Origin of the sequence: Rhodococcus sp. (in: high G+C Gram-positive bacteria) (genome assembly GCF_049299235.1) — a bacterium.
In the GTDB taxonomy this organism is placed as follows: Bacteria; Actinomycetota; Actinomycetes; order Mycobacteriales; family Mycobacteriaceae; genus Rhodococcus.
Genome location: NZ_JBAQXC010000110.1, coordinates 19,780 through 38,665 on the forward strand (window position 1 = coordinate 19,780; position 18,886 = coordinate 38,665).

The 18,886-nt window shown below is 67.4% G+C and carries 20 protein-coding genes; 7 read left to right on the forward strand and 13 right to left on the reverse strand.

From position 1 onward, the window contains the following. The 4 genes from octT to nadD are packed head-to-tail and all read right to left on the reverse strand — an operon-like array spanning nt 1 to nt 2,567. On the reverse strand, nt 1–786 hold the full coding sequence (octT, locus tag WAX14_RS06635) for a diglucosylglycerate octanoyltransferase (RefSeq protein WP_422627299.1): 786 nt from the start codon (nt 784–786) through the stop codon (nt 1–3). Beyond that, nucleotides 773–1,420, reverse strand: coding sequence for a histidine phosphatase family protein (locus WAX14_RS06640; protein ID WP_422627300.1), 648 nt, complete (start codon nt 1,418–1,420; stop codon nt 773–775). The genes octT and WAX14_RS06640 overlap by 14 nt, the downstream gene beginning before the upstream one ends. Beyond that, entirely contained in the window at nt 1,417–1,842 is a 426-nt protein-coding gene (rsfS, locus tag WAX14_RS06645) for a ribosome silencing factor (RefSeq protein WP_422627301.1), read from the reverse strand. Before rsfS ends, WAX14_RS06640 begins: the two co-directional genes overlap by 4 nt. After that, nucleotides 1,839–2,567, reverse strand: a complete 729-nt coding sequence (gene nadD, locus WAX14_RS06650) for a nicotinate-nucleotide adenylyltransferase (RefSeq protein ID WP_422627317.1) — start codon at nt 2,565–2,567, stop codon at nt 1,839–1,841. The genes rsfS and nadD overlap by 4 nt, the downstream gene beginning before the upstream one ends. Before the next feature lie 147 nt (nt 2,568–2,714). Between nadD and WAX14_RS06655 the strand changes: the two genes are divergently transcribed. Next, the gene (locus tag WAX14_RS06655) at nt 2,715–3,197 is read left to right on the forward strand and encodes a hotdog fold domain-containing protein (RefSeq protein ID WP_422627302.1); all 483 of its coding nucleotides are present in this window, start codon (nt 2,715–2,717) and stop codon (nt 3,195–3,197) included. Nucleotides 3,198–3,212: 15 nt separating this feature from the next. Here the strand turns inward: WAX14_RS06655 and WAX14_RS06660 are convergent, their stop codons facing one another. Genes WAX14_RS06660 through WAX14_RS06685 form a run of 6 tightly spaced genes read right to left on the reverse strand, consistent with a single transcriptional unit; the run spans nt 3,213 to nt 10,232 of the window. Beyond that, nucleotides 3,213–4,661 carry a vWA domain-containing protein gene (locus WAX14_RS06660; protein ID WP_422627303.1) on the reverse strand — a complete coding sequence of 483 codons (1,449 nt, stop codon included), beginning with the start codon at nt 4,659–4,661 and terminating at the stop codon, nt 3,213–3,215. Nucleotide 4,662: 1 nt separating this feature from the next. Further along, nucleotides 4,663–5,565 carry an AAA family ATPase gene (locus WAX14_RS06665; RefSeq protein ID WP_422627304.1) on the reverse strand — a complete coding sequence of 301 codons (903 nt, stop codon included), beginning with the start codon at nt 5,563–5,565 and terminating at the stop codon, nt 4,663–4,665. A gap of 15 nt (nt 5,566–5,580) precedes the next feature. Next, nucleotides 5,581–6,894 (reverse strand): glutamate-5-semialdehyde dehydrogenase, encoded by a 1,314-nt coding sequence (locus tag WAX14_RS06670; protein WP_422627305.1) that lies wholly within the window; start codon nt 6,892–6,894, stop codon nt 5,581–5,583. A gap of 34 nt (nt 6,895–6,928) precedes the next feature. Continuing rightward, complete coding sequence (locus WAX14_RS06675; protein WP_422627306.1) at nt 6,929–8,035, reverse strand: D-alanine--D-alanine ligase family protein; 1,107 nt, start codon at nt 8,033–8,035, stop codon at nt 6,929–6,931. A gap of 48 nt (nt 8,036–8,083) precedes the next feature. Beyond that, nucleotides 8,084–9,226 (reverse strand): cystathionine gamma-lyase, encoded by a 1,143-nt coding sequence (locus tag WAX14_RS06680; RefSeq protein WP_422627318.1) that lies wholly within the window; start codon nt 9,224–9,226, stop codon nt 8,084–8,086. 7 nt (nt 9,227–9,233) lie between these two features. Continuing rightward, entirely contained in the window at nt 9,234–10,232 is a 999-nt protein-coding gene (locus WAX14_RS06685) for an NAD(P)H-dependent glycerol-3-phosphate dehydrogenase (RefSeq protein WP_422627307.1), read from the reverse strand. A 158-nt stretch (nt 10,233–10,390) separates the two neighbouring features. Between WAX14_RS06685 and cofC the strand changes: the two genes are divergently transcribed. Genes cofC through WAX14_RS06700 form a run of 3 tightly spaced genes read left to right on the forward strand, consistent with a single transcriptional unit; the run spans nt 10,391 to nt 14,225 of the window. After that, nucleotides 10,391–11,086 (forward strand): 2-phospho-L-lactate guanylyltransferase, encoded by a 696-nt coding sequence (cofC, locus tag WAX14_RS06690; RefSeq protein WP_422627308.1) that lies wholly within the window; start codon nt 10,391–10,393, stop codon nt 11,084–11,086. Then, nucleotides 11,083–13,299 (forward strand): RNA degradosome polyphosphate kinase, encoded by a 2,217-nt coding sequence (locus WAX14_RS06695; protein ID WP_422627309.1) that lies wholly within the window; start codon nt 11,083–11,085, stop codon nt 13,297–13,299. The genes cofC and WAX14_RS06695 overlap by 4 nt, the downstream gene beginning before the upstream one ends. A gap of 17 nt (nt 13,300–13,316) precedes the next feature. Then, nucleotides 13,317–14,225, forward strand: coding sequence for an NUDIX hydrolase (locus WAX14_RS06700; RefSeq protein ID WP_422627319.1), 909 nt, complete (start codon nt 13,317–13,319; stop codon nt 14,223–14,225). Between the two features lie 26 nt (nt 14,226–14,251). On the opposite strand, the gene WAX14_RS06705 is transcribed toward WAX14_RS06700, so the two are convergent. The 3 genes from WAX14_RS06705 to leuC form a co-directional block, all read right to left on the reverse strand. Continuing rightward, a complete protein-coding gene (locus WAX14_RS06705) occupies nt 14,252–14,896 on the reverse strand; it encodes an HU family DNA-binding protein (protein WP_422627310.1) in 645 nt (214 codons plus the stop codon). Nucleotides 14,897–15,066: 170 nt separating this feature from the next. After that, nucleotides 15,067–15,663: a 3-isopropylmalate dehydratase small subunit gene (gene leuD, locus WAX14_RS06710; protein ID WP_422627311.1), complete on the reverse strand. Its 597-nt coding sequence runs from the start codon at nt 15,661–15,663 to the stop codon at nt 15,067–15,069. A 24-nt stretch (nt 15,664–15,687) separates the two neighbouring features. Next, on the reverse strand, nt 15,688–17,115 hold the full coding sequence (gene leuC / locus WAX14_RS06715) for a 3-isopropylmalate dehydratase large subunit (RefSeq protein WP_422627312.1): 1,428 nt from the start codon (nt 17,113–17,115) through the stop codon (nt 15,688–15,690). Nucleotides 17,116–17,241: 126 nt separating this feature from the next. Here leuC and WAX14_RS06720 point away from each other — a divergent pair, with 126 nt between their 5' ends. The 3 genes from WAX14_RS06720 (at nt 17,242) to WAX14_RS06730 (ending at nt 18,760) form a co-directional block, all read left to right on the forward strand. Further along, on the forward strand, nt 17,242–17,943 hold the full coding sequence (locus WAX14_RS06720; protein WP_422627313.1) for an IclR family transcriptional regulator: 702 nt from the start codon (nt 17,242–17,244) through the stop codon (nt 17,941–17,943). A gap of 79 nt (nt 17,944–18,022) precedes the next feature. Beyond that, on the forward strand, nt 18,023–18,520 hold the full coding sequence (locus WAX14_RS06725; protein ID WP_422627314.1) for a pyridoxamine 5'-phosphate oxidase family protein: 498 nt from the start codon (nt 18,023–18,025) through the stop codon (nt 18,518–18,520). A gap of 72 nt (nt 18,521–18,592) precedes the next feature. Further along, nucleotides 18,593–18,760 carry a DUF5302 domain-containing protein gene (locus tag WAX14_RS06730; protein ID WP_422627315.1) on the forward strand — a complete coding sequence of 56 codons (168 nt, stop codon included), beginning with the start codon at nt 18,593–18,595 and terminating at the stop codon, nt 18,758–18,760. The last annotated feature ends 126 nt before the right edge of the window (nt 18,761–18,886 follow it).

Here is an 18,886-nt window from a genome sequence, read left to right on the forward strand (position 1 = left end):
CTACCGTATGCCATCGACCACCGGGTCCGCATCTCGGTGCACCATCCGCACGGCCTCGATCATCGCCGTCGCGACGCGGCGATGCGCGTCCCAGCCCCAGTGGATGCCGTCCGGATTCGCATCGTCCGATTCGATGTTCTCGCGTACGGCCTCGGCCAGATCCACCAGCGGAACAGACTTCTCGGCTGCCCATCCGGTGATCGCGCGTGCCGCCGCGGGACGGCCCTTGTGCACGGACCCGTACTGTTCGCTGCGATGCACCGACGGCAGTGTCCCGATCACCGGCAGTTCCGGACGCATGTAGGCGAGCGAGTCGCGGATCATCTCGAGGTAGTCGACACTGACTCGCGCGGGCAGGGCAACCGGCCAGCCGAGCGGCGAAAGTCGCGGCTGCAGCCAGCCGTACGCGTTGCGCACGACGCGACGCAGTGACGCGGGCCGCACATACCGCAACTGTTCACGCAGCGCGGTCGGGAGCGGCGACGGGAGCGTGTCCATGCCGCCGACGGCGAGGACGACGGCTCCCGCGCGTGGAATCGACGCCCACACGCGAGGGTCCTTTGTCATCGTCCACCAGGCATCCCGCGTCGTCCAACCGATGCGAGCGACCAACTCGACGTCCCAGCCGAGTTCGGCCGCAACGATATTCGGCCAGATTCGCGGATCGTCAGCCGGCAGACCGCCTTTGGGCCCGTAGTAGCTGAGCGAGTCGCCGATGACGAGCAGCGTCCGGCGGGTGGCGCCGCCGGTGGTCTCCGGAACTTCCGGTATGTCAGAGGATGTCATCGGCCGTCACATTCGCCGTCGCGTTCCACACATCGAGCCGCCATGCGGGTTCCTCTCCGTATCCGCTGAGCCGTACCCATCCGGTGTTACCGAGGCCACCGAGGACGGGCCAACGGTCCACCGGCAGGTCGAGGAGGGCCGCGGTGAGCGCGGCGATGAGCCCGCCGTGTGCGACCAGGATGATCGGCCGCTGCCCCCAGTGTTCGTACTTGTCGAGCAGTTCACGCACGACCGGGATACTGCGGCGGGCCACGTCGACCCGATTCTCCCCTTGCGGCGGCGCCCACGTCGCGTCGGCGCGCCATGCGGCACGCGCGCCGGGCGCGATCGCATCGACGTCGTGGTGCGTCAGTCCCTGCCATTGCCCGAGGTGCGTTTCCCGCAGCCGCGGGTCGATCGCCACGGGCAGTCCCGCACGGTCGCCGAGCGAGATCGCCGTGTCATACGCCCGTCGCAAGTCGGACGAAACGATCGCGAGCGGTTCGAATGCAGCCAGTTCCTGCGCCGCCGCGAGAGCCTGCCTGCGCCCCAACTCGGACAGCTCGGTGTCGAGTTGGCCCTGCATGCGGCTGGACGCGTTGTACTCGGTCTGTCCGTGTCGCAGCAGGATCAGTCGGCGGACAACATCGGTCACGGGGTGTCCGGCGTTTCCGGCAGCGCGTCGTCGTCCGGCGCATCCAGGTTGCGGGTCGTATGTTCGATGCCGTCGATCGGAACCGTCGGGCAGTCCTTCCACAGGCGTTCGAGTGCGTAGAAGTTGCGCTCCTCGTCGTGCTGGATGTGCACGACGATGTCGATGTAGTCGAGCAGCGTCCAGCGCCCCTCACGGGTGCCCTCGCGGCGCACCGGCTTGTGCCCGGCGTCGCGCAGCTTTTCCTCGATGTTGTCGACGATCGCGGTGACCTGCCGCTCGTTCGCCGCGGAGGCGATCACGAAGCAGTCGGTGATGACGAGTTGCTCGGAGACGTCGAGCACCACGACGTCCGAGGCCAGTTTCTCGTCGGCCGCCAGGGCCGCGATCCGTGCCATGTCGATGGATTCTGCCGATGCGCTCACTGCGTGCTCTTTCTCTCGGGTGTGGTACGGGGCCGGTCGGGTTCGGGCCTGATGGGATTCCGGCTGTCCGGTCGCGCGACGGCACCGGGTACCGTTTGCGGGTCGGTGACCGCGGCAGCACCGTCCGCCCGTCGCGAATCCTGCGGACGATACAGATTCCTCTTGCTGATGTATTGCACGACCCCGTCCGGGACGAGATACCACACGGGACGGTTGGCACTGACCCGCGTGCGGCAATCCGACGAGGAAATCGCCAGGGCGGGAATCTCGACGAGGCTCACGGCATCGACGGGCAGTCCCTCCAAGTGGCCGGCGAGATGCTCGACCGTGAGGTCGTAGCCCGGTCGGGACACGCCGACGAAACGCGCCCGGTCGAACAGGCCCTGCCAGTCCTGCCAGGACAGAATCGACGCGAGCGCATCCGCTCCGGTGATGAAGTAGAGCTCGGCATCGGGGAGCCGGTCGTGCAGGTCCCGCAGCGTATCGACGGTGTAGGTGAGGGTGCCGCGGTCGATGTCGACACGGCTGACGGAGAACTGCGGATTCGACGCGGTCGCGATGACCGTCATCAGGTAGCGGTCCTCGGCGGAGCTGACGTAGCGATCGGACTTCTGCCACGGCTGCCCGGTCGGCACGAAGATCACTTCCTCGAGCCCGAAGCGGTCGGCGACCTCGCTGGCCGCGACGAGGTGGCCGTGGTGGATCGGATCGAAGGTGCCGCCCATGACACCGACACGCCGGCGGGGCGCGGGTTGCGAGTCGGATGGCTGTTGCACGGTTGACCAGCTTACGGGTCCGCCGGGGTGGTGCCGCCCTCGCGGGTTCCTCGCCGCGACATCCGAACGAACTTACTTCGGAGTAAGGTTCTGGTCATGGCGCCCACCCTCACCTATCGCGCATGGACCCGACTGTCCGGTGTGCCCCTCGGTTCCACATTGTTCTCGCTCGGCATGTGCGCGCGCGTACCGTACTTCGCAACCGTCCTGCCGCGCGTCACCCGCCTCGAACCCGGACTGTGCGAAGTACATGCACCGAAGTGGTGGGGCGTGCACAACCACCTGGGCACCTTCCACGCTATCGCCGCCTGCAACCTCGCCGAGGCCGCGATGGGCATGCTCGCCGAGGCGACCGTGCCCGCCACCCACCGCTGGATCCCGAAGGCGATGACCACCCACTATCTCTCGAAGGCGACCACCGGCCTGCGCGCGGTCGCGCAGCTACCCGAACTCCCGGACCTGGATGTGATCGACGACGCCGCCGGCGGCACCGAGCTGACGATCCCCGTCACGATCCTCGACCGGAACGGCACCGAGGTCGTGCACGCCGACATCACTGTGTGGATCACGCGACGCTGACGTGCCATCGATCGCTCAGACGGGCAGGAAGTTCGCCACGACGGACGCGAGCTGCTGCGCCGACCGGCATTCGTGCATCGCGATCACGTCGCTGTACCGCACCGCCGCCGAATCGCCGGCACCCCACTGGCCGCGCGGCTCCGGGTTCAGCCAATGCGCGTGCCGCGCGACCGTCACCAGATGTTCGAGCGCTTCGATGTTGGGGTTCCGATAGTTGGTACGCCCGTCGCCGAGGATCAGCAGCGAACTGCGGCTGGTGAGGGTGTGCGCGTACCGCTCGGCGAACACCCCGATCGCGTTCCCGTAGTCCGAATGCCCGTCGTACGCGATGAGATCGGCCTCACGCAGCATCCGCGACATCGACACACCCAGGTCCGCACCCGCCGAGAAATAGTCGGTGACCTCGTCGGTGGTGTCGATGAACGCGAACACCCGCACCCGCGTGAACTGCTCACGCAACGCATGCACGAGCAACAGTGTGAAGTGCGAAAATCCGGCGACGGACCCGGAGACGTCGCACAGCACCACCAGTTCCGGCCGGGCCGGTCGTGGCTTGCGGTTGACCAGGTCGATGGGCACACCACCGGTCGACATCGACTTGCGCAGAGTGCGCCGCAGGTCGATCGCACCCGCGCGGGCGCGGCGTCGACGTGCCGCGAGCCTGCTGGCGAGCAGCCGCGCCAACGGCGTCACACTGCGGCGCAGTGTCGTCAGTTCCGCATCGGAGGCGCGCAGGAAGTCGACCTCCTCGGCCAGCTTCGGCACCGCATACCGCTCGACACGGTCGCGACCGACGTGTTCTGCGGTGCGACGCCGCGTCTCCCGCTCCACCATCGCCCGGAAATCGGCAACCCGCCGCGCGGCGGCGCGGCGCGCGACCTCGGTCTCGTAGTCGCCCGCCGGTTCGTGCTCGGCCGACGACCCGTTGCCGAGCAGGCCCTCGAGGATGCGGGTGACGAGCGTTTCGGGTTTGACGTCCCGCAGCGCCTGATACGCGGAGAACGACGGCCCGTTCCCGGACCGGTACTGACCGAGTTCCTCGACCAGTTGCGCGGTGAGCAACTCCGTCGACTCGAGAGCCTCGGGGGATTCGTCGGACAACAATTCGGCGATCAGGTCGCGCACGGCATCCAGGTCGATCTCACCGTCCGGGGTGCGAGGCAGCGTCGGACCGGTCCCGCCGGGTTCGCGTTGCCCCACCGCCGCGGGAAACCACAGGTCGAACAGCGCGTCGAAGGTGGCACGGTGGGTCGGCCGGCGCAGCAACGTGCACGCGAACCCCTCCCGCAGCGCCTCACGGTCGAGCACATCCAACACTGTCATCACCCGTCCGGCATCGACGGTTTCCGACGGACCGACGGCGATACCGCGCCTGCGTAGCGCTTCGACGAATCCGACAAGGTGCCCAGGCAGCCCGTGCGGAGCGGCGGGCCCGTTGCCCTGCCCGTGCGGAGCGGCGGGCATGTCAGTTCAACCGGAGCTCGGCCGCAGCACGGAGCTGATCGGACTGGTGTTTGAGGACGACACCGAGCGTGGTGCGGACGGCCGCATCATCGAGTGTGTCGAGTCCGAGCGCGAGCAGCGTCCGGCCCCAGTCGATGGTTTCGGCGACCGACGGCAGCTTCTTGAGCTGCATGCCGCGCAGAACCCGGACAGTGCGTACGAGTTGTTCGGCGACGGCCTCGGGCAATTCCGGAACCCGGCTCGCCAGGATGCGGCGCTCGAGGTCCGCGTCGGGGAAATCCAGGTGCAGAAACAGGCAGCGCCGTTTGAGCGCCTCGGACAACTCTCGCGCCGCGTTCGAGGTGAGCACCACGAACGGCGTGCGCACCGCCCGGATCGTCCCCAACTCGGGGACGGTGACCGCGAAATCACTGAGGACCTCGAGCAGCAGACCCTCGATCTCCACATCCGCCTTGTCGACCTCGTCGACGAGCAGCACCGTCGGATCCTCCCGGCGGATCGCCGTCAGCAGTGGGCGAGACAGCAGGAACTCCTCGGAGAAGACGTCCTGTTTCGTCGAATCCCACGATTCGCCTGTTCCCGCGGCAGCAGTCGCACCGGCCGACTGGATCCGCAGGATCTGCTTGGCGTGGTTCCACTCGTACAGCGCGCGGGACTCGTCGACGCCCTCGTAGCACTGCAATCGCACCAGCTCGGCGCCGGAGGTCTGCGCGACGGCACGCGCAAGTTCGGTCTTGCCGACACCGGCCGGTCCCTCGATGAGCAGCGGCTTGCCCAGTCGGTCGGCGAGGAACACGGCGGTTGCGGTTGCCTTGTCGGCGAGATAGCCCGTCTCCGCGAGTCGCACGATGACATCGTCGACGTCGGCGAAGATCGGCGGAGTGGTCGGCAGCGCACGATCCACGCTGGTTCCTTTCGATCAGGCGGGGCGGGTGTGGCCGTCGCCCCACACCACCCACTTGGTGGAGGTCAGTTCCGGCAAACCCATCGGGCCGCGGGCGTGCAACTTCTGGGTCGAGATGCCGATCTCGGCGCCGAACCCGAACTGCTCACCGTCGGTGAAGGCGGTCGAAGCGTTGACCATGACCGCCGCGGCATCGACCCGTGCGGTGAATTCCCGGGCCGCGGCCAGGTCGGAGGTGACGATCGCCTCGGTGTGGCCGGTGCCGTAGCGGTCGATGTGGTCGACCGCCGCATCCAGATCGTCGACGACGGCCAGTGCCACGTCGAGCGTCAGGTATTCCTCCGACCAGTCCACCTCCGTCGCCGGGACCAGACCGGGCAGGTCGCCGTGCACGACGACGCTGTGCGCCTGCAGTACCGACAGCAACTGCGGGACCGCGGTGTCCGCGATCGCCTTGTCCACGAGGACCGTCTCGACGGTGTTGCACACGCTGGGCCGGCGGGTCTTCGCGTTGACGACGATCTTCTCGGCCATCTCGAGGTCCGCGTTCGCGTGCACGTACACGTGGCAGTTACCGACACCGGTTTCGATGGTCGGCACCGTCGCGTCCCGCACCACCGCGGAGATGAGGCCTGCTCCGCCGCGCGGCACGACCACGTCGACCAGGCCGCGCGCCTGGATCAGATGGGTGACCGATGATCGGTTCTCGGACGGCAGCAACTGGACGGCGTCGGCGGGCAGGCCCTGTTCCACGAGCGCACCGCGGAGCGCCTCGACGAGCGCGGCGTTGGAGCGGGCCGCCGACGACGAGCCGCGCAGCAGCGCCGCATTACCGGACTTGAGGGTCAGGCCGAACGCGTCGACGGTGACGTTGGGCCGGGCTTCGTACACCATCCCGACGACACCGAGCGGAACCCGCATCTGCCGGATCTCCAGACCGTTCGGCAGTGTCGAACCGCGCATCACTTCGCCGACCGGGTCGGGCAGCCCCGCGACTTGGCGCAGCCCGGACGCGATACCCTCGACCCGCGCCTGGGTCAGGCGCAACCGGTCCAGCAGAGATTCGTCGGTACCCGATTCGCGTGCTGCCTCGACGTCCGCGGTGTTCGCGGCGAGCACCGCGTCCGAGGCGGCGAGCACCGCGTCGGCCGCGGCGTGCAGTGCGGCATCCTTTTCCGCGGTGGTGAGCAACGCGAGTCGGCGGGATGCGACGCGGGCACGACGGGCCGCTGCGTGCACGACCTCGCGGATGTCCCCGGTGCCCGTTCCGGCGGTTTCGGGTGTCACGGTGTCGGGTGTCACGGCAGTGTCGGGTGTCACGGCAGTCATGGTGGACAGAGTAGTCGCCACCGAAGACTGCCTGTCAGCGCAGCCCGGTACCGCGGGCGAGCGCGGTCTCCACGAGGATCGAGACGAGTTCGCCGTAGCCGATTCCCGCGGCCTCCCACATTCGCGGATACATCGAGATCGAGGTGAATCCGGGCATGGTGTTGATCTCGTTGATCACCGGTCCGTTGTCGGTGACGAAGAAGTCGACACGTGAGAGCCCCTGACAGTCCAGTGCCCGGAACGCACGGACCGCGAGGGCGCGCAGTTCCTCACTGACGTCGTCGTCGAGTTTGGCGGGCACGTCGAACTCGCACACATCGTCGAGGTACTTGGTGTCGAAATCGTAGAACGCCTCGTGGTCGCCGGTGTTGTCTGGCATGCGAATCTCGGCGACCACGCTGGCCCGCACGTCGCCGTCCGGGAATTCGAGCACCCCGCATTCGACCTCACGGCCGACGATTGCAGATTCGACGATGACCTTGGGATCGTGCCGCCGTGCCTTCTCGAGTGCCGCGCCGAAGGACTCCCACTCGGCGACCCGGCTGATGCCGATGGACGAGCCGCCCCGGGCGGGCTTGACGAACACGGGCAGGCCGAGTTGCTCCTGTTGCGACTCGGTGAGCGTGTCGACTCCCGGGCGCAGAACGATCTGGAAACCGACCGGCAGCCCCTCGGCGGCCAGCAGTTTCTTGGTGAACTCCTTGTCCATGCCCGCGGCGCTGGCGAGCACCCCCGGACCTACGTACGGGATTCCGGCGAGTTCGAGCAGACCCTGGATGGTGCCGTCCTCGCCGTACGCACCGTGCAGGACCGGGAACACCACGTCGACCGACGCGAGGACCTTGCCGAACTCCCCTTCGTCGAGCGCGACGATGTCGCCGCTGCGCGTCGGATCGGCGGTGAGCACCAATGCCGATCCGTCCGCCGCGACCGTCGGCAGTTCACGTCCGGCCTTCGCGAGCCGGGCCGGGTCGGTGTCGCCGAGCACCCATGCGCCGTCGGTGGTGATCCCGATCGGCACCACCTCGTAGCGCTCCGGATCGAGGTTGCCCAGGATGCTGCCCGCGGACACACAGGAGACGGAATGTTCGTTGCTGCGGCCGCCGAACACGACAGCCACCCGGGTGCGGGGAGTACTCACGCACAAACCGTACCGGCAGGCGCCGGCGCCGCAATACCCGAGTACGGCTCACACTGCACGAAGTGCCACGGTGATGTCCGCGAGGAGGTCCGCAGTGTCCTCGATGCCGCAGGACAGCCGGACGAACCCGGCGGGTACCCGATCGCCCCAGCGTGCGCGCCGGTCGGCGGTGGTGTGGATGCCTCCGAAACTTGTCGCCGAACCGATCAGTTCGGACGCGGCCACGAACCGGTGGAACGCGGACTCGTCGGCGAGGCGGAAGGTGACGAGCGGACCGAACCTGCTCATCTGCGCGGATGCGACCCGGTGGGCCGGATCGTCCGGCAGGCCCGGGTAGCGCACGCCCACGACAGCGGGATGCGTTCGCAGCCTCCGCGCGACCGCGAGCGCGTTGACGCACTGCCGTTCGAACCGCAATCCGGCGGTCCCGAGACTGCGGTGTGCGAGCCACGTCTCGAACGGTCCGAGAATCGCGCCGGACAACAACCGTTCCCGGTCGATGGGCGGCAACAATGCCGGGTCGGCGACGGCGACGTACCCGAACAGCAGGTCGCTGTGTCCGCTGAGCGTCTTGGTGCCACTCGCGACCACGACGTCCGCGCCGAGCGTCAGCGGCTGCTGACCGAGCGGGGTCGCTGTCGTGTTGTCGACGAGAAGCAGCGCGTCGCACATGTGACACACCGTGGCGATCGCATACAGGTCGACGGTGTCCAGGCCCGGATTCGTCGGCGTCTCGACCAGCACCACGGAACGGCCGGGGGCATCGACGAGAACGTCGGTCAGGGTGCCGTCACCGAACTCCGCGGCGGACAACTCGACGACGGTCGCACCGTGCGGCGCCAAGTACTCCTGAGCGTACGCGCGCACCTGGTAGTAGCCGTCGGCCGGCACAATCACGGTGCCGCCGGGCTGTGCCAGAGACCGCAATGCGACGGTGACAGCGGACATTCCGGACCCGACGACGCGCGCCGCGGCCGCTCCCTCCAGCTCCGCGAGTGCCGATTCCAGTGCCCGCCAACCGGGATTCGACGCCCGCGCGTAGCTGTCCGTCGTCCGGTCCTCGTCGGGGCCGAGCTGGTAGGGCGCCGCGAACACCGGCCCCTGCTGCATCGGGGCACCCGGTTCGTATTCGGCCGCAACCGCTTTCACACAGCGAGTGGAATCACCCGGCGGCACCGCATCACCCGGCATGGCCACCTCACTCAGGCTTGGTGCGGCGGCCCTGCAACCGGCCGATCGCCTCGGGCACCGACATCCCCTCGTAGCACACCTTGTGCACCGCGTCGGTGAGTGGCATCTCCACGTCGTAGTTGGCGGCGAGCGCACGCACGGAGGTGCACGACTTGACACCTTCGGCGACCTGACCGTGCGTGGCTTCCTGGGCGCTGTCGAGCGATCCCCCCTGTCCGAGACGTTCCCCGAACGAGCGGTTCCGTGACAGCGGCGAGGTGCACGTGGCCACGAGATCCCCGACCCCCGCGAGCCCGGCGAGCGTCGCAGGCTTGGCGCCGAGCGCCGTCCCGAGCCGGGTCACCTCCGCGAGGCCACGCGTGATGATCGTCGCGATCGTGTTGTCGCCCAGACCAACACCCGCGGCCATCCCACATGCCAGGGCGATAACATTCTTGCAGGCTCCGCCGATCTCGCAGCCGATCACATCGGAATTCGTGTACGGCCGGAAATATCCGGTAGCACACGCTTTCTGGATCTGCATTGCGCGCGCGGAGTCGGTGCACGCGATGACCGTCGCGGTGGGCTGGCATTCGGCGATCTCGCGGGCGAGATTCGGCCCGGACAGCACCGCGATGCGGTTCTGCTCGGCGCCGGTGACCTGACCGATCACCTGACTCATCCGCAGCAGGGTGCCCCGCTCTATCCCCTTGGCGAGGCTGACGAGCGTGACGTCCGCACCGATGTCGTCGCGCCAGATCTCCAGGTTGTCGCGCAACGACTGGGACGGCACCGCGAGCACCACGAAGTCCGCGCCGTCGAGGGCCAGCCGGTGATCCGATGTCGCGCGCAGATTCTCGGGCAGCACGACGCCCGACAGGTATCCGGGATTCTCGTGCCGCGACTCGATCGCCTCGGCAACCTCCGCGCGTCGAGACCAGATCGTCACATCGGTACCGGCTTCCGCCAGCACCTTCGCGAACGCCGTACCCCACGAGCCAGCCCCCAACACCGTCGCCTTGCTCACGCAGTCCCCTTCGCTCGTCTCACCACCGCCGGCGGATCACCGGCCACGTCTCGGCCCAGTATCCCAGGCCGACGGTATCGCCGTTCCAGTCACAGCACTCCCCACCCGACGGGACACCGAACCCCCTCGCTGCGCCGGGACTGGCAGAATCGACGATCATGACCGCCCCGCACGTGCTGATCCCCGTCAAGGCCCTCGGCCTGGCGAAGACGCGACTGGCGCGGGTCTACCCACCCCGCGCACGCGCGGACCTGGCCCTGGCGATGTTCGAGGACACACTGACCGCGGCACTGCACCTGGACGACGTCACCGTCACCGTGGTCACGGGAGATCCGGACGTCGCGCGGGCCGCACGGGCGCTCGGCGCGCGCGTCCTGTCGGACCCGCCGGTCTCGACAGTTCCGGCCGGAACCGAACCGCTGAACGCGGCATTGTCGGGTGCGGCCCGGCACGTGCGGGCGTCAGCACCGAACGTCACGTTGGTCGCGCTGCAAGCCGATCTGCCTGCGGTCCGCACCACCGAACTCGCCGCGGCACTCGATCGGGCGCGGCGCGTCGGTCGCGCGGTCGTCGTCGATCACACCGGGTCCGGCACATCCGCACTCGTCGACGGTGTGCCCCACCAGCCGTTCACACCGCGGTTCGGCCCGGATTCCGCCGCCCGCCACGTCGCCACCGGCGCCCATGCCCTGGAAGGCGACTGGCCCGGACTTCGCCTCGACGTGGACACCGCCGCCGATCTCGTCGGTGCCGCGGCGCTCGGTGTCGGCCCGGCGACCGCCGCCGCGATCGACCGAATCGGGCTTCCGCTCGGCTTCGCGGACTCGCCGGTACCTGCAACAATGAACCGGTGAACAACGGCAACAGCACGGATCCACGGCCCACCTCTGAATCTTCCGAACACCCCACACCGCACGGGGTCGCACACGCGACAACCCCACGGGCCGGTTCCACCCCAGCAGCGCCGCCTGCTGCCGCGCTCCCCGCGCTCACCGACGGTTTGCCCGACGGCCGCTACCTCAACCGCGAATTGAGCTGGCTCGATTTCAATGCGCGGGTTCTCGCACTCGCGGAGGACACGTCACTGCCGCTACTCGAACGCGCCAAGTTCCTCGCGATCTTCGCGTCGAACCTCGACGAGTTCTACATGGTGCGCGTCGCCGGCCTCAAGCGTCGCGCAGAAACCGGTCTGTCGGTACGTTCCGCGGACGGCCTGTCGCCGCGCGCCCAGCTCGCGCTGATCGCCTCGGCCACGAGGGAACTCGCCAACCGGCATTCCCGAGTCTTCCTCGACATGGTCCTGCCGGATCTCGCAGCCCAGGGCATCTCGATCGTCCGGTGGTCCGAATTGTCCGACAGCGAGAAGGACCATCTGACGGGCCATTTCGCCGAGCACCTGTTCCCGGTGCTGACTCCGCTCGCAGTCGACCCCGCCCACCCGTTCCCCTACATCAGCGGGTTGAGTCTCAATCTTGCTGTAACCGTGAAAGATTCACATATCGCGGGCGAGCACTTCGCCCGCGTCAAGGTACCGGACAACGTCGACCGGTTCGTCCGTGTCGACCGCGACGACAATCCCAGCGGCATCCCCGCCTTCCTGCCGCTCGAAGAACTGATCGCCGCGCACCTGAACGTCCTGTTCCCCGGTATGGAGATCGTCGAGCACCACGCGTTCCGGGTCACCCGCAATGCCGATTTCGAGGTCGAGGAGGACCGCGACGAGGACCTGTTGCAGGCCCTCGAACGCGAACTGGCGCGGCGACGTTTCGGCTCGCCGGTGCGACTCGAGGTCTCCGACGATATGACCGAGCACATGCTCGACCTGTTGCTGCGCGAACTCGATGTCGATCCCGCGGACGTCGTGCAACTGCCGGGACTACTCGATCTGTCGAGTCTGTGGCAGGTGCATTCCGTCGACCGCCCGGACCTCAAGGACACACCGTTCGTTCCGGCAACACATCCGGCGTTCGGCGAGCGCGAGACGCCCAAGAGCGTGTTCTCGACGCTGCGCGAGGGCGATGTTCTCGTCCACCATCCGTACGACTCGTTCTCCACGAGCGTGCAGCGTTTCATCGAGCAGGCTGCCGCCGACAGTCAGGTTCTCGCAATCAAGCAGACCCTGTACCGCACATCCGGCGACTCCCCCATCGTCAATGCCCTCATCGACGCCGCGGAGGCGGGCAAGCAGGTGGTGGCACTCGTCGAGATCAAGGCCCGATTCGACGAGCAGGCCAACATCAAATGGGCACGCAAACTCGAACAGGCCGGTGTGCACGTGGTGTACGGCCTCGTCGGCCTCAAGACGCACTGCAAAACGTGTCTGGTCGTGCGACGCGAAGGCTCGACGATCCGCCGCTACTGCCACATCGGAACGGGCAACTACAACCCGAAGACCGCGCGGCTGTACGAGGATGTGGGTCTGTTCACCTCCGATCCCGACATCGGATCGGATCTGACTGATCTGTTCAACACACTGACCGGGTACTCCAGGAAGGCTCAGTACCGCAATCTTCTGGTTGCCCCGCACGGGGTCCGAGCCGGCATCGTCGAACGTATCGACCGTGAGATCGAGCATGCCGCCGCCGGCCGCGACGCGGGAATTCGGTTGAAGGCGAACGCACTGGTCGACGAGCAGGTCATCGACGCGCTGTACCGGGCATCCCGCGCCGGGGTCCCGGTCGAAATTCTCGTGCGCGGAATCTGCGCGCTGAAGCCGGGTGTTCCAGGCCTCAGCGAGAACATTGTCGTGCGGTCGATTCTGGGCCGATTCCTCGAACATTCGCGCGTCCTGCACTTCCGCGGCGCCGACGAGTTCTGGATCGGCAGCGCCGACATGATGCACCGCAACCTCGACCGCCGCGTCGAAGTGATGGTGCAGGTGAAGGACTCACGTCTAGCCCGGCAGTTGGGTTCGATCTTCGATTCCGCGATGGACCCCGCCACCCGCTGCTGGACGCTCGAGGCCGACGGAGCCTGGACGGCATCGCCTGCGCCGGGCACTGTCGCGCGCGACCACCAAGCCGAGCTCATGCGCAGCCGCGCCGGAGGATCGGAAGTACTTCGGTGACGTCCTCCGACAAGGCGATGAAGGCGAATATCTTTGCCGCGGGCGCGGTTCTATGGCGACCGGATCCGTCCGATCCCGCGCGGATCCAGGTCGCGCTCGTCCACCGCCCCAAATACGACGACTGGAGTTTCCCGAAAGGCAAACTCGATCCCGGCGAGACGGCGATCGTCGCGGCGATCAGAGAGGTCGAGGAGGAATCCGGCTTCCGGTCGCAGCTCGGTCGGAGTCTCGGCAAGATCACGTATCCGGTACTGGGGCACCGGAAGGTCAAGCGGGTCGACTACTGGGCGGCCCGTGTCGTCAGCGGCGAATTCGTACCGAACGACGAAATCGACGAGTTGCGCTGGGCAGATTCGGAAGCCGCGTTCGATCAACTGTCCTATCCGATCGATCGCACAGTGCTGCGCCGCTTCCGTTCCCTGCCGGTCGATACGACAACCGTGCTCCTCGTGCGGCACGCGAAAGCGGGGAGTCGCAAGCAACACGACGGCGACGACCGCCTCCGTCCACTCGACTCGGCGGGAAAGGCACAGTCCGAAGCGCTCGTCGCGCAATTGCGCGCGTTCGGCGCGGACACTGTCACCGCGGCGGATCGGTTGCGGTGCGTCCAGACGGTCGAACCGCTCGCCGAACGGCTCGGTGTCGAGATCACCGTGGAACCGGCACTGACCGAAGAGGACTACGCACGCGATCCGCAACTGGGCCGCAAGCGTGCACTGGAAATTGCCCGGCGCGGCGGTTCCCCAGTGATCTGCAGTCAAGGCAAGGTGATTCCCGACCTCGTTCGGTGGTGGGCGGAACGGGACTCGGTCTCGGTGCCTGCAAGCCGCAACCGTAAGGGCAGCACGTGGGTGTTGTCGCTGTACGGAGATCGACTCATCGCGATCGACCACATCGAGAGCGCGCTACCCGCTCCACCCCGGTAGCGGGCCCGAAATGATGGTGTGCCGCCCTACTTCTTGGCTGCAGTCCGGCGTGCCGGGGCCTTCTTCGCGGCGGTGGTCTTCTTCGCCGCCGTCGTGGTCTTGGCCGGAGCCTTCTTCGCGGCGGTGGTCTTCTTCGCCGCCGTCGTGGTCTTGGCCGGGGCCTTCTTCGCGGCGGTGGTCTTCTTCGCCGCCGCCGTCGACTTGGCGGCGGTGGTCTTCTTCGCCGCTGCCGCCGTGGTCTTCTTGGCGGCGGTGGTCTTCTTCGCCGCTGCCGCCGTGGTCTTCTTCGCCGCAGCGGTCTTCTTCGCGGCCGCAGCCTTCTTCGCGGCAGCAGCCTTCTTCACCGGTGCAGCCACACCGCGCTTGACGGCGGGGCCGGACGCGGGAAGCTTCTGGGTGCCGGCGATGACCGCCTTGAACTGCGCACCCGGACGGAAGGCCGGCACGGACGTCGGCTTGACCTTGACCGTCTCGCCGGTGCGCGGGTTGCGGGCGACACGGGCGGCGCGACGACGCTGCTCGAACACACCGAAACCGGTGATGGTGACGCTGTTCCCGGCGTGCACGGCGCGCACGATCGCATCGACGATGTGCTCCACCGCATCCGTCGCTGTACGCCTGTCCGAACCGAGCTTCTCGGTCAGAACGTCGATCAGCTCTGCCTTGTTCATTGGTTTCCTCCGCACATCACGGTCCACCGTCAGACCGACTTGTAGTCCACGGTAGACCCGCAAACGGGCTAGAGTCTATGTGCCACGCCAATTCTCATGCAAATATCCCGGCGGGTCCGGGCCGAAGATCACATCGGCCGGACCCGCCGGGTAGTGCTGGAGATGCTCGATCAGGGTGCTGGGAGGGTCGTGGGTTTCCAAGACGGCCTTGCATTTTCGAACGCGGAAATCGCGTCTACCTGCCGCAATGTCAAACCGATGTCGTCGAGACCTTCGAGCAGACGCCACCTCGTGTAGTCGTCAATCGCGAACGGCACCACAGTGGTTCCGGCCGTCACGGTCCGCGCCTCGAGATCGACGTCGAGTTCCAGACCGGGCTGCTGTTCGATGAGCTTCCAGAGCAGTTCGACGTCGGATTGCTCGACCTGAGCGGCGAGCAAACCGGCCTTGCCCGCGTTGCCCCGGAAGATGTCGGCGAACCGCGACGAGATCACGACACGGAATCCGAAATCGGACAATGCCCACACCGCGTGTTCACGCGAGGACCCGGTGCCGAAATCCGGTCCCGCAACGAGAACCGAGCCTCGGTCGAAGGGCGGGGTGTTGAGCACGAACGACGGATCGGCGCGCCATCCGGCGAACAGTCCGTCCTCGAATCCGCTGCGGGTGACCCGCTTCAGGTACACCGCCGGAATGATCTGGTCGGTGTCGACGTTCGAGCGGCGCAGCGGAACACCGATGCCCTTGTGAGTCGTAAAGGCTTCCATCGAGATTCTCCTTCGGTCCTTGACCTAGTCCAGATCCGCCGGCGCGGAGAGCGTGCCGCGCACCGCGGTCGCCGCGGCGACCTCGGGTGACACGAGGTGCGTACGACCGCCCTTGCCCTGGCGTCCTTCGAAGTTGCGGTTCGAGGTCGACGCCGAGCGCTCACCCGGCGCGAGCTGATCCGGGTTCATTCCCAGGCACATCGAGCAGCCGGCCTGACGCCACTCGGCGCCTGCTGCGGTGAAGATCTCACCGAGACCCTCGTCCTCGGCCTGCGCCCGCACCCGCATCGATCCGGGTACGACGAGCATCCGAACACCGGCAGCGACCTTGCGCCCCTCCAGAACACCGGCGACCGCGCGCAGGTCTTCGATCCGCCCGTTGGTGCACGATCCGACGAAGACGGTGTCGACGGCGATGTCACGCAGTGGCATGCCCGCGTCGAGACCCATGTACCGAAGAGCCTTCTCGGCAGCGAGACGCTCGGTCTCGTCGGCGATCTCCTCGGGTACGGGCACGTTCGCGCCGAGTGGGGCTCCCTGGCCCGGGTTGGTTCCCCACGTCACGAACGGAGTCAGCGACGCGCCGTCGATGTGAACCTCCGCGTCGAACACCGCGTCGTCGTCGGTGCGCAACGCATCCCACGCGGTAACCGCGGCGTCCCAGTCCGCGCCGCGCGGGGCGTTCGGGCGTCCCGCGAGGTAGTCGTAGGTGGTCTGGTCCGGCGCGACCATGCCCGCGCGGGCGCCCGCCTCGATCGACATGTTGCAGATCGTCATCCGCGCTTCCATCGACAAGTTGCGGATCGCCTCGCCGCGATACTCGAGGACATAACCCTGCCCACCGCCCGTGCCGATCTTCGCGATGATCGCAAGGATCAGGTCCTTGCCGGTGACGCCACCTGGCAGTTCGCCGTCGACGGTGATCGCCATAGTCCTGAACGGGCGCAGCGACAGCGTCTGTGTCGCCATCACGTGTTCGACCTCACTGGTGCCGATTCCCATTGCCAGCGCACCGAATGCGCCGTGCGTGGAGGTGTGACTGTCGCCGCACACCACCGTCATCCCCGGCTGGGTCAGGCCGAGCTGCGGGCCGACGACGTGCACGATGCCCTGGTCGAGGTCGCCCATCGGGTGCAGCCGAACCCCGAATTCGGCGCAGTTGCGACGCAGCGTCTCGACCTGGGTCCGCGAGACGGGATCGGCGATGGGCTTGTCGATATCGACGGTCGGGACGTTGTGATCCTCGGTCGCGATGGTGAGGTCGGGGCGCCGCAGCGGACGACCGGCGAGTCGCAGTCCGTCGAACGCTTGCGGACTCGTGACCTCGTGCACGAGGTGCAGGTCGATGTAGATCAGATCCGGCTGCCGTGCCGAGCCCTCTCCCTCACCGCGCACGACCACGTGCTGATCCCACACCTTCTCTGCCAGAGTTTTTCCAGCCATCTTCTCCACCTTGTCGTACGTGACGAACGCGACTTCCGATTCTCGGGGCTGTGACCGGGCCGCTGGGGGCGGCCGTCCCCACCCGCCGGACACATAGGATATGCTTCCCATTATGCGAGACGGAGGTATCGACCTATGAGACAGCATAGCGGTATCGGTGTGCTGGACAAAGCGATGTCCGTGCTGCACGCGGTGGCCGAGCAGCCGTGCAACCTCAACGAACTGTGCACTCGCACAGGCCTGCCCCGCGCGACCGCGCACCGGCTTGCCGTCGGCTTGGAAACCCACCGGTTGCTCGCCCGCGACGGCGACGGCCAATGGCGTCCGGGTCCTGGCCTGGCCGAATTGTCCGCGGGCGCAGGCGACCCACTCGTCGATGCGGCCACTCTGATTCTTCCCCGGTTGCGTGAAATCACCGGGGAGAGCGTGCAGTTGTATCGCAGGGAGGGCACCCAGCGGGTATGCATCGCCGCCCTCGAGCCACCGACGGGCCTGCGCGACACCGTCCTCGTCGGCGCTCGTCTCCCGATGACCGCCGGGTCCGGTGCGAAAGTTCTGCTTGCGTGGGCGGATACCACCACTCAGCGCGCGATTCTGCCGGATGCCGCATTCGGCGACCGCGTACTCGCGGAGGTCCGCCGCCGTGGCTGGGCGCAGAGCGCCGCCGAACGCGAGCCGGGCGTCGCGTCCGTGGCCGCACCCGTACGGGACGCCGCAGGCACTGTCGTCGCCGCGATCTCGGTGTCCGGCCCCATCGACCGGATGGGCCGCAAGCCCGGCGCCCGCTGGGCCTCGGATCTGCTCGCCGCCGCGGAGGCACTCCACAAACGACTGTGACGGTTGCAGTGGCGGCACCTGTCACTCTCGCCTGACACAGTGCTCGCCTGACACAGTGCTCGCGTGACACAGTGCTGTCATGGGCATCAAGCAACGCACGCAGATCACCATGACCGACGGCGAGATCGGCGACTTCCTGAGCCACAACAGAATCGCCAACATGGCCACGGTCGGACCCTCGGGCACACCGCATCTCATCGCCATGTGGTACGCGCTGATCGACGGCGAGATCTGGTTCGAGACCAAGGCCAAATCCCAGAAGGCGGTGAATCTGCGGCGAGACAACCGCATCACCGTATTGGTCGAGGCGGGCGACACCTACGACCAGTTGCGTGGAGTCTCGGTCGAAGGCCACGCGGAGATCACCGACGACCACGACGTTCTCTTCGCGGTATGCCGCAACGTGTGGGAGCGGTACACCGGACCGTACAGCGACGAGGTGGCGTCCGTCGTCGAGCAGATGATGAACAAGCGCGTCGCGGTTCGGGTGGTGCCGGACCGGGTCCGTTCATGGGATCACCGCAAGCTCGGCATGCCTGCGATGCCCATCGGGGGAACCACCGCGCGGTACCTGTAAAAGGAGGCGACACGAGCACCGTCGCCACGCTAGATTCGGTCGGAGACCAGAGACCGACGGGAGGGAGATGTCATGAGCGACACGTCCAAGGATCGGATCAAGGAAGAGTTCCGCGCGGCGCTCGACCGCAAGAACGGCCGCGCGAACGGCGGCACCGCACACCTCGATGCGGGATCGAAAGCGAACGGCCCCCACGCGAACACCGACCATCACCGGGAGTTCCGCCGCAAGAGCGGATGATCCGGCCGGCAACGCGAACGGCCCTGGCGAGCAGTGCTCGCCAGGGCCGTTCGTTGTACCCCCGATGGGATTCGAACCCACGCTACCGCCGTGAGAGGGCGGCGTCCTAGGCCGCTAGACGACGGG

Bases quoted from the DNA above. Each gene is read 5' to 3' on its own strand.
- WAX14_RS06725 (WP_422627314.1), top strand. From the start codon at position 18,023: ATGGGCATCAAGCAACGCACGCAGATCACCATGACCGACGGCGAGATC.
- WAX14_RS06730 (WP_422627315.1), top strand. From the start codon at position 18,593: ATGAGCGACACGTCCAAGGATCGGATCAAGGAAGAGTTCCGCGCGGCG.
- WAX14_RS06670 (WP_422627305.1), bottom strand. From the start codon at position 6,894: ATGACTGCCGTGACACCCGACACTGCCGTGACACCCGACACCGTGACA.
- WAX14_RS06655 (WP_422627302.1), top strand. From the start codon at position 2,715: ATGGCGCCCACCCTCACCTATCGCGCATGGACCCGACTGTCCGGTGTG.
- octT (WP_422627299.1), bottom strand. From the start codon at position 786: ATGACATCCTCTGACATACCGGAAGTTCCGGAGACCACCGGCGGCGCC.
- WAX14_RS06700 (WP_422627319.1), top strand. From the start codon at position 13,317: ATGAAGGCGAATATCTTTGCCGCGGGCGCGGTTCTATGGCGACCGGAT.
- WAX14_RS06680 (WP_422627318.1), bottom strand. From the start codon at position 9,226: ATGCCGGGTGATGCGGTGCCGCCGGGTGATTCCACTCGCTGTGTGAAA.
- WAX14_RS06720 (WP_422627313.1), top strand. From the start codon at position 17,242: ATGAGACAGCATAGCGGTATCGGTGTGCTGGACAAAGCGATGTCCGTG.
- WAX14_RS06660 (WP_422627303.1), bottom strand. From the start codon at position 4,661: ATGCCCGCCGCTCCGCACGGGCAGGGCAACGGGCCCGCCGCTCCGCAC.
- cofC (WP_422627308.1), top strand. From the start codon at position 10,391: ATGACCGCCCCGCACGTGCTGATCCCCGTCAAGGCCCTCGGCCTGGCG.
- nadD (WP_422627317.1), bottom strand. From the start codon at position 2,567: ATGGGCGGCACCTTCGATCCGATCCACCACGGCCACCTCGTCGCGGCC.
- leuD (WP_422627311.1), bottom strand. From the start codon at position 15,663: ATGGAAGCCTTTACGACTCACAAGGGCATCGGTGTTCCGCTGCGCCGC.
- WAX14_RS06705 (WP_422627310.1), bottom strand. From the start codon at position 14,896: ATGAACAAGGCAGAGCTGATCGACGTTCTGACCGAGAAGCTCGGTTCG.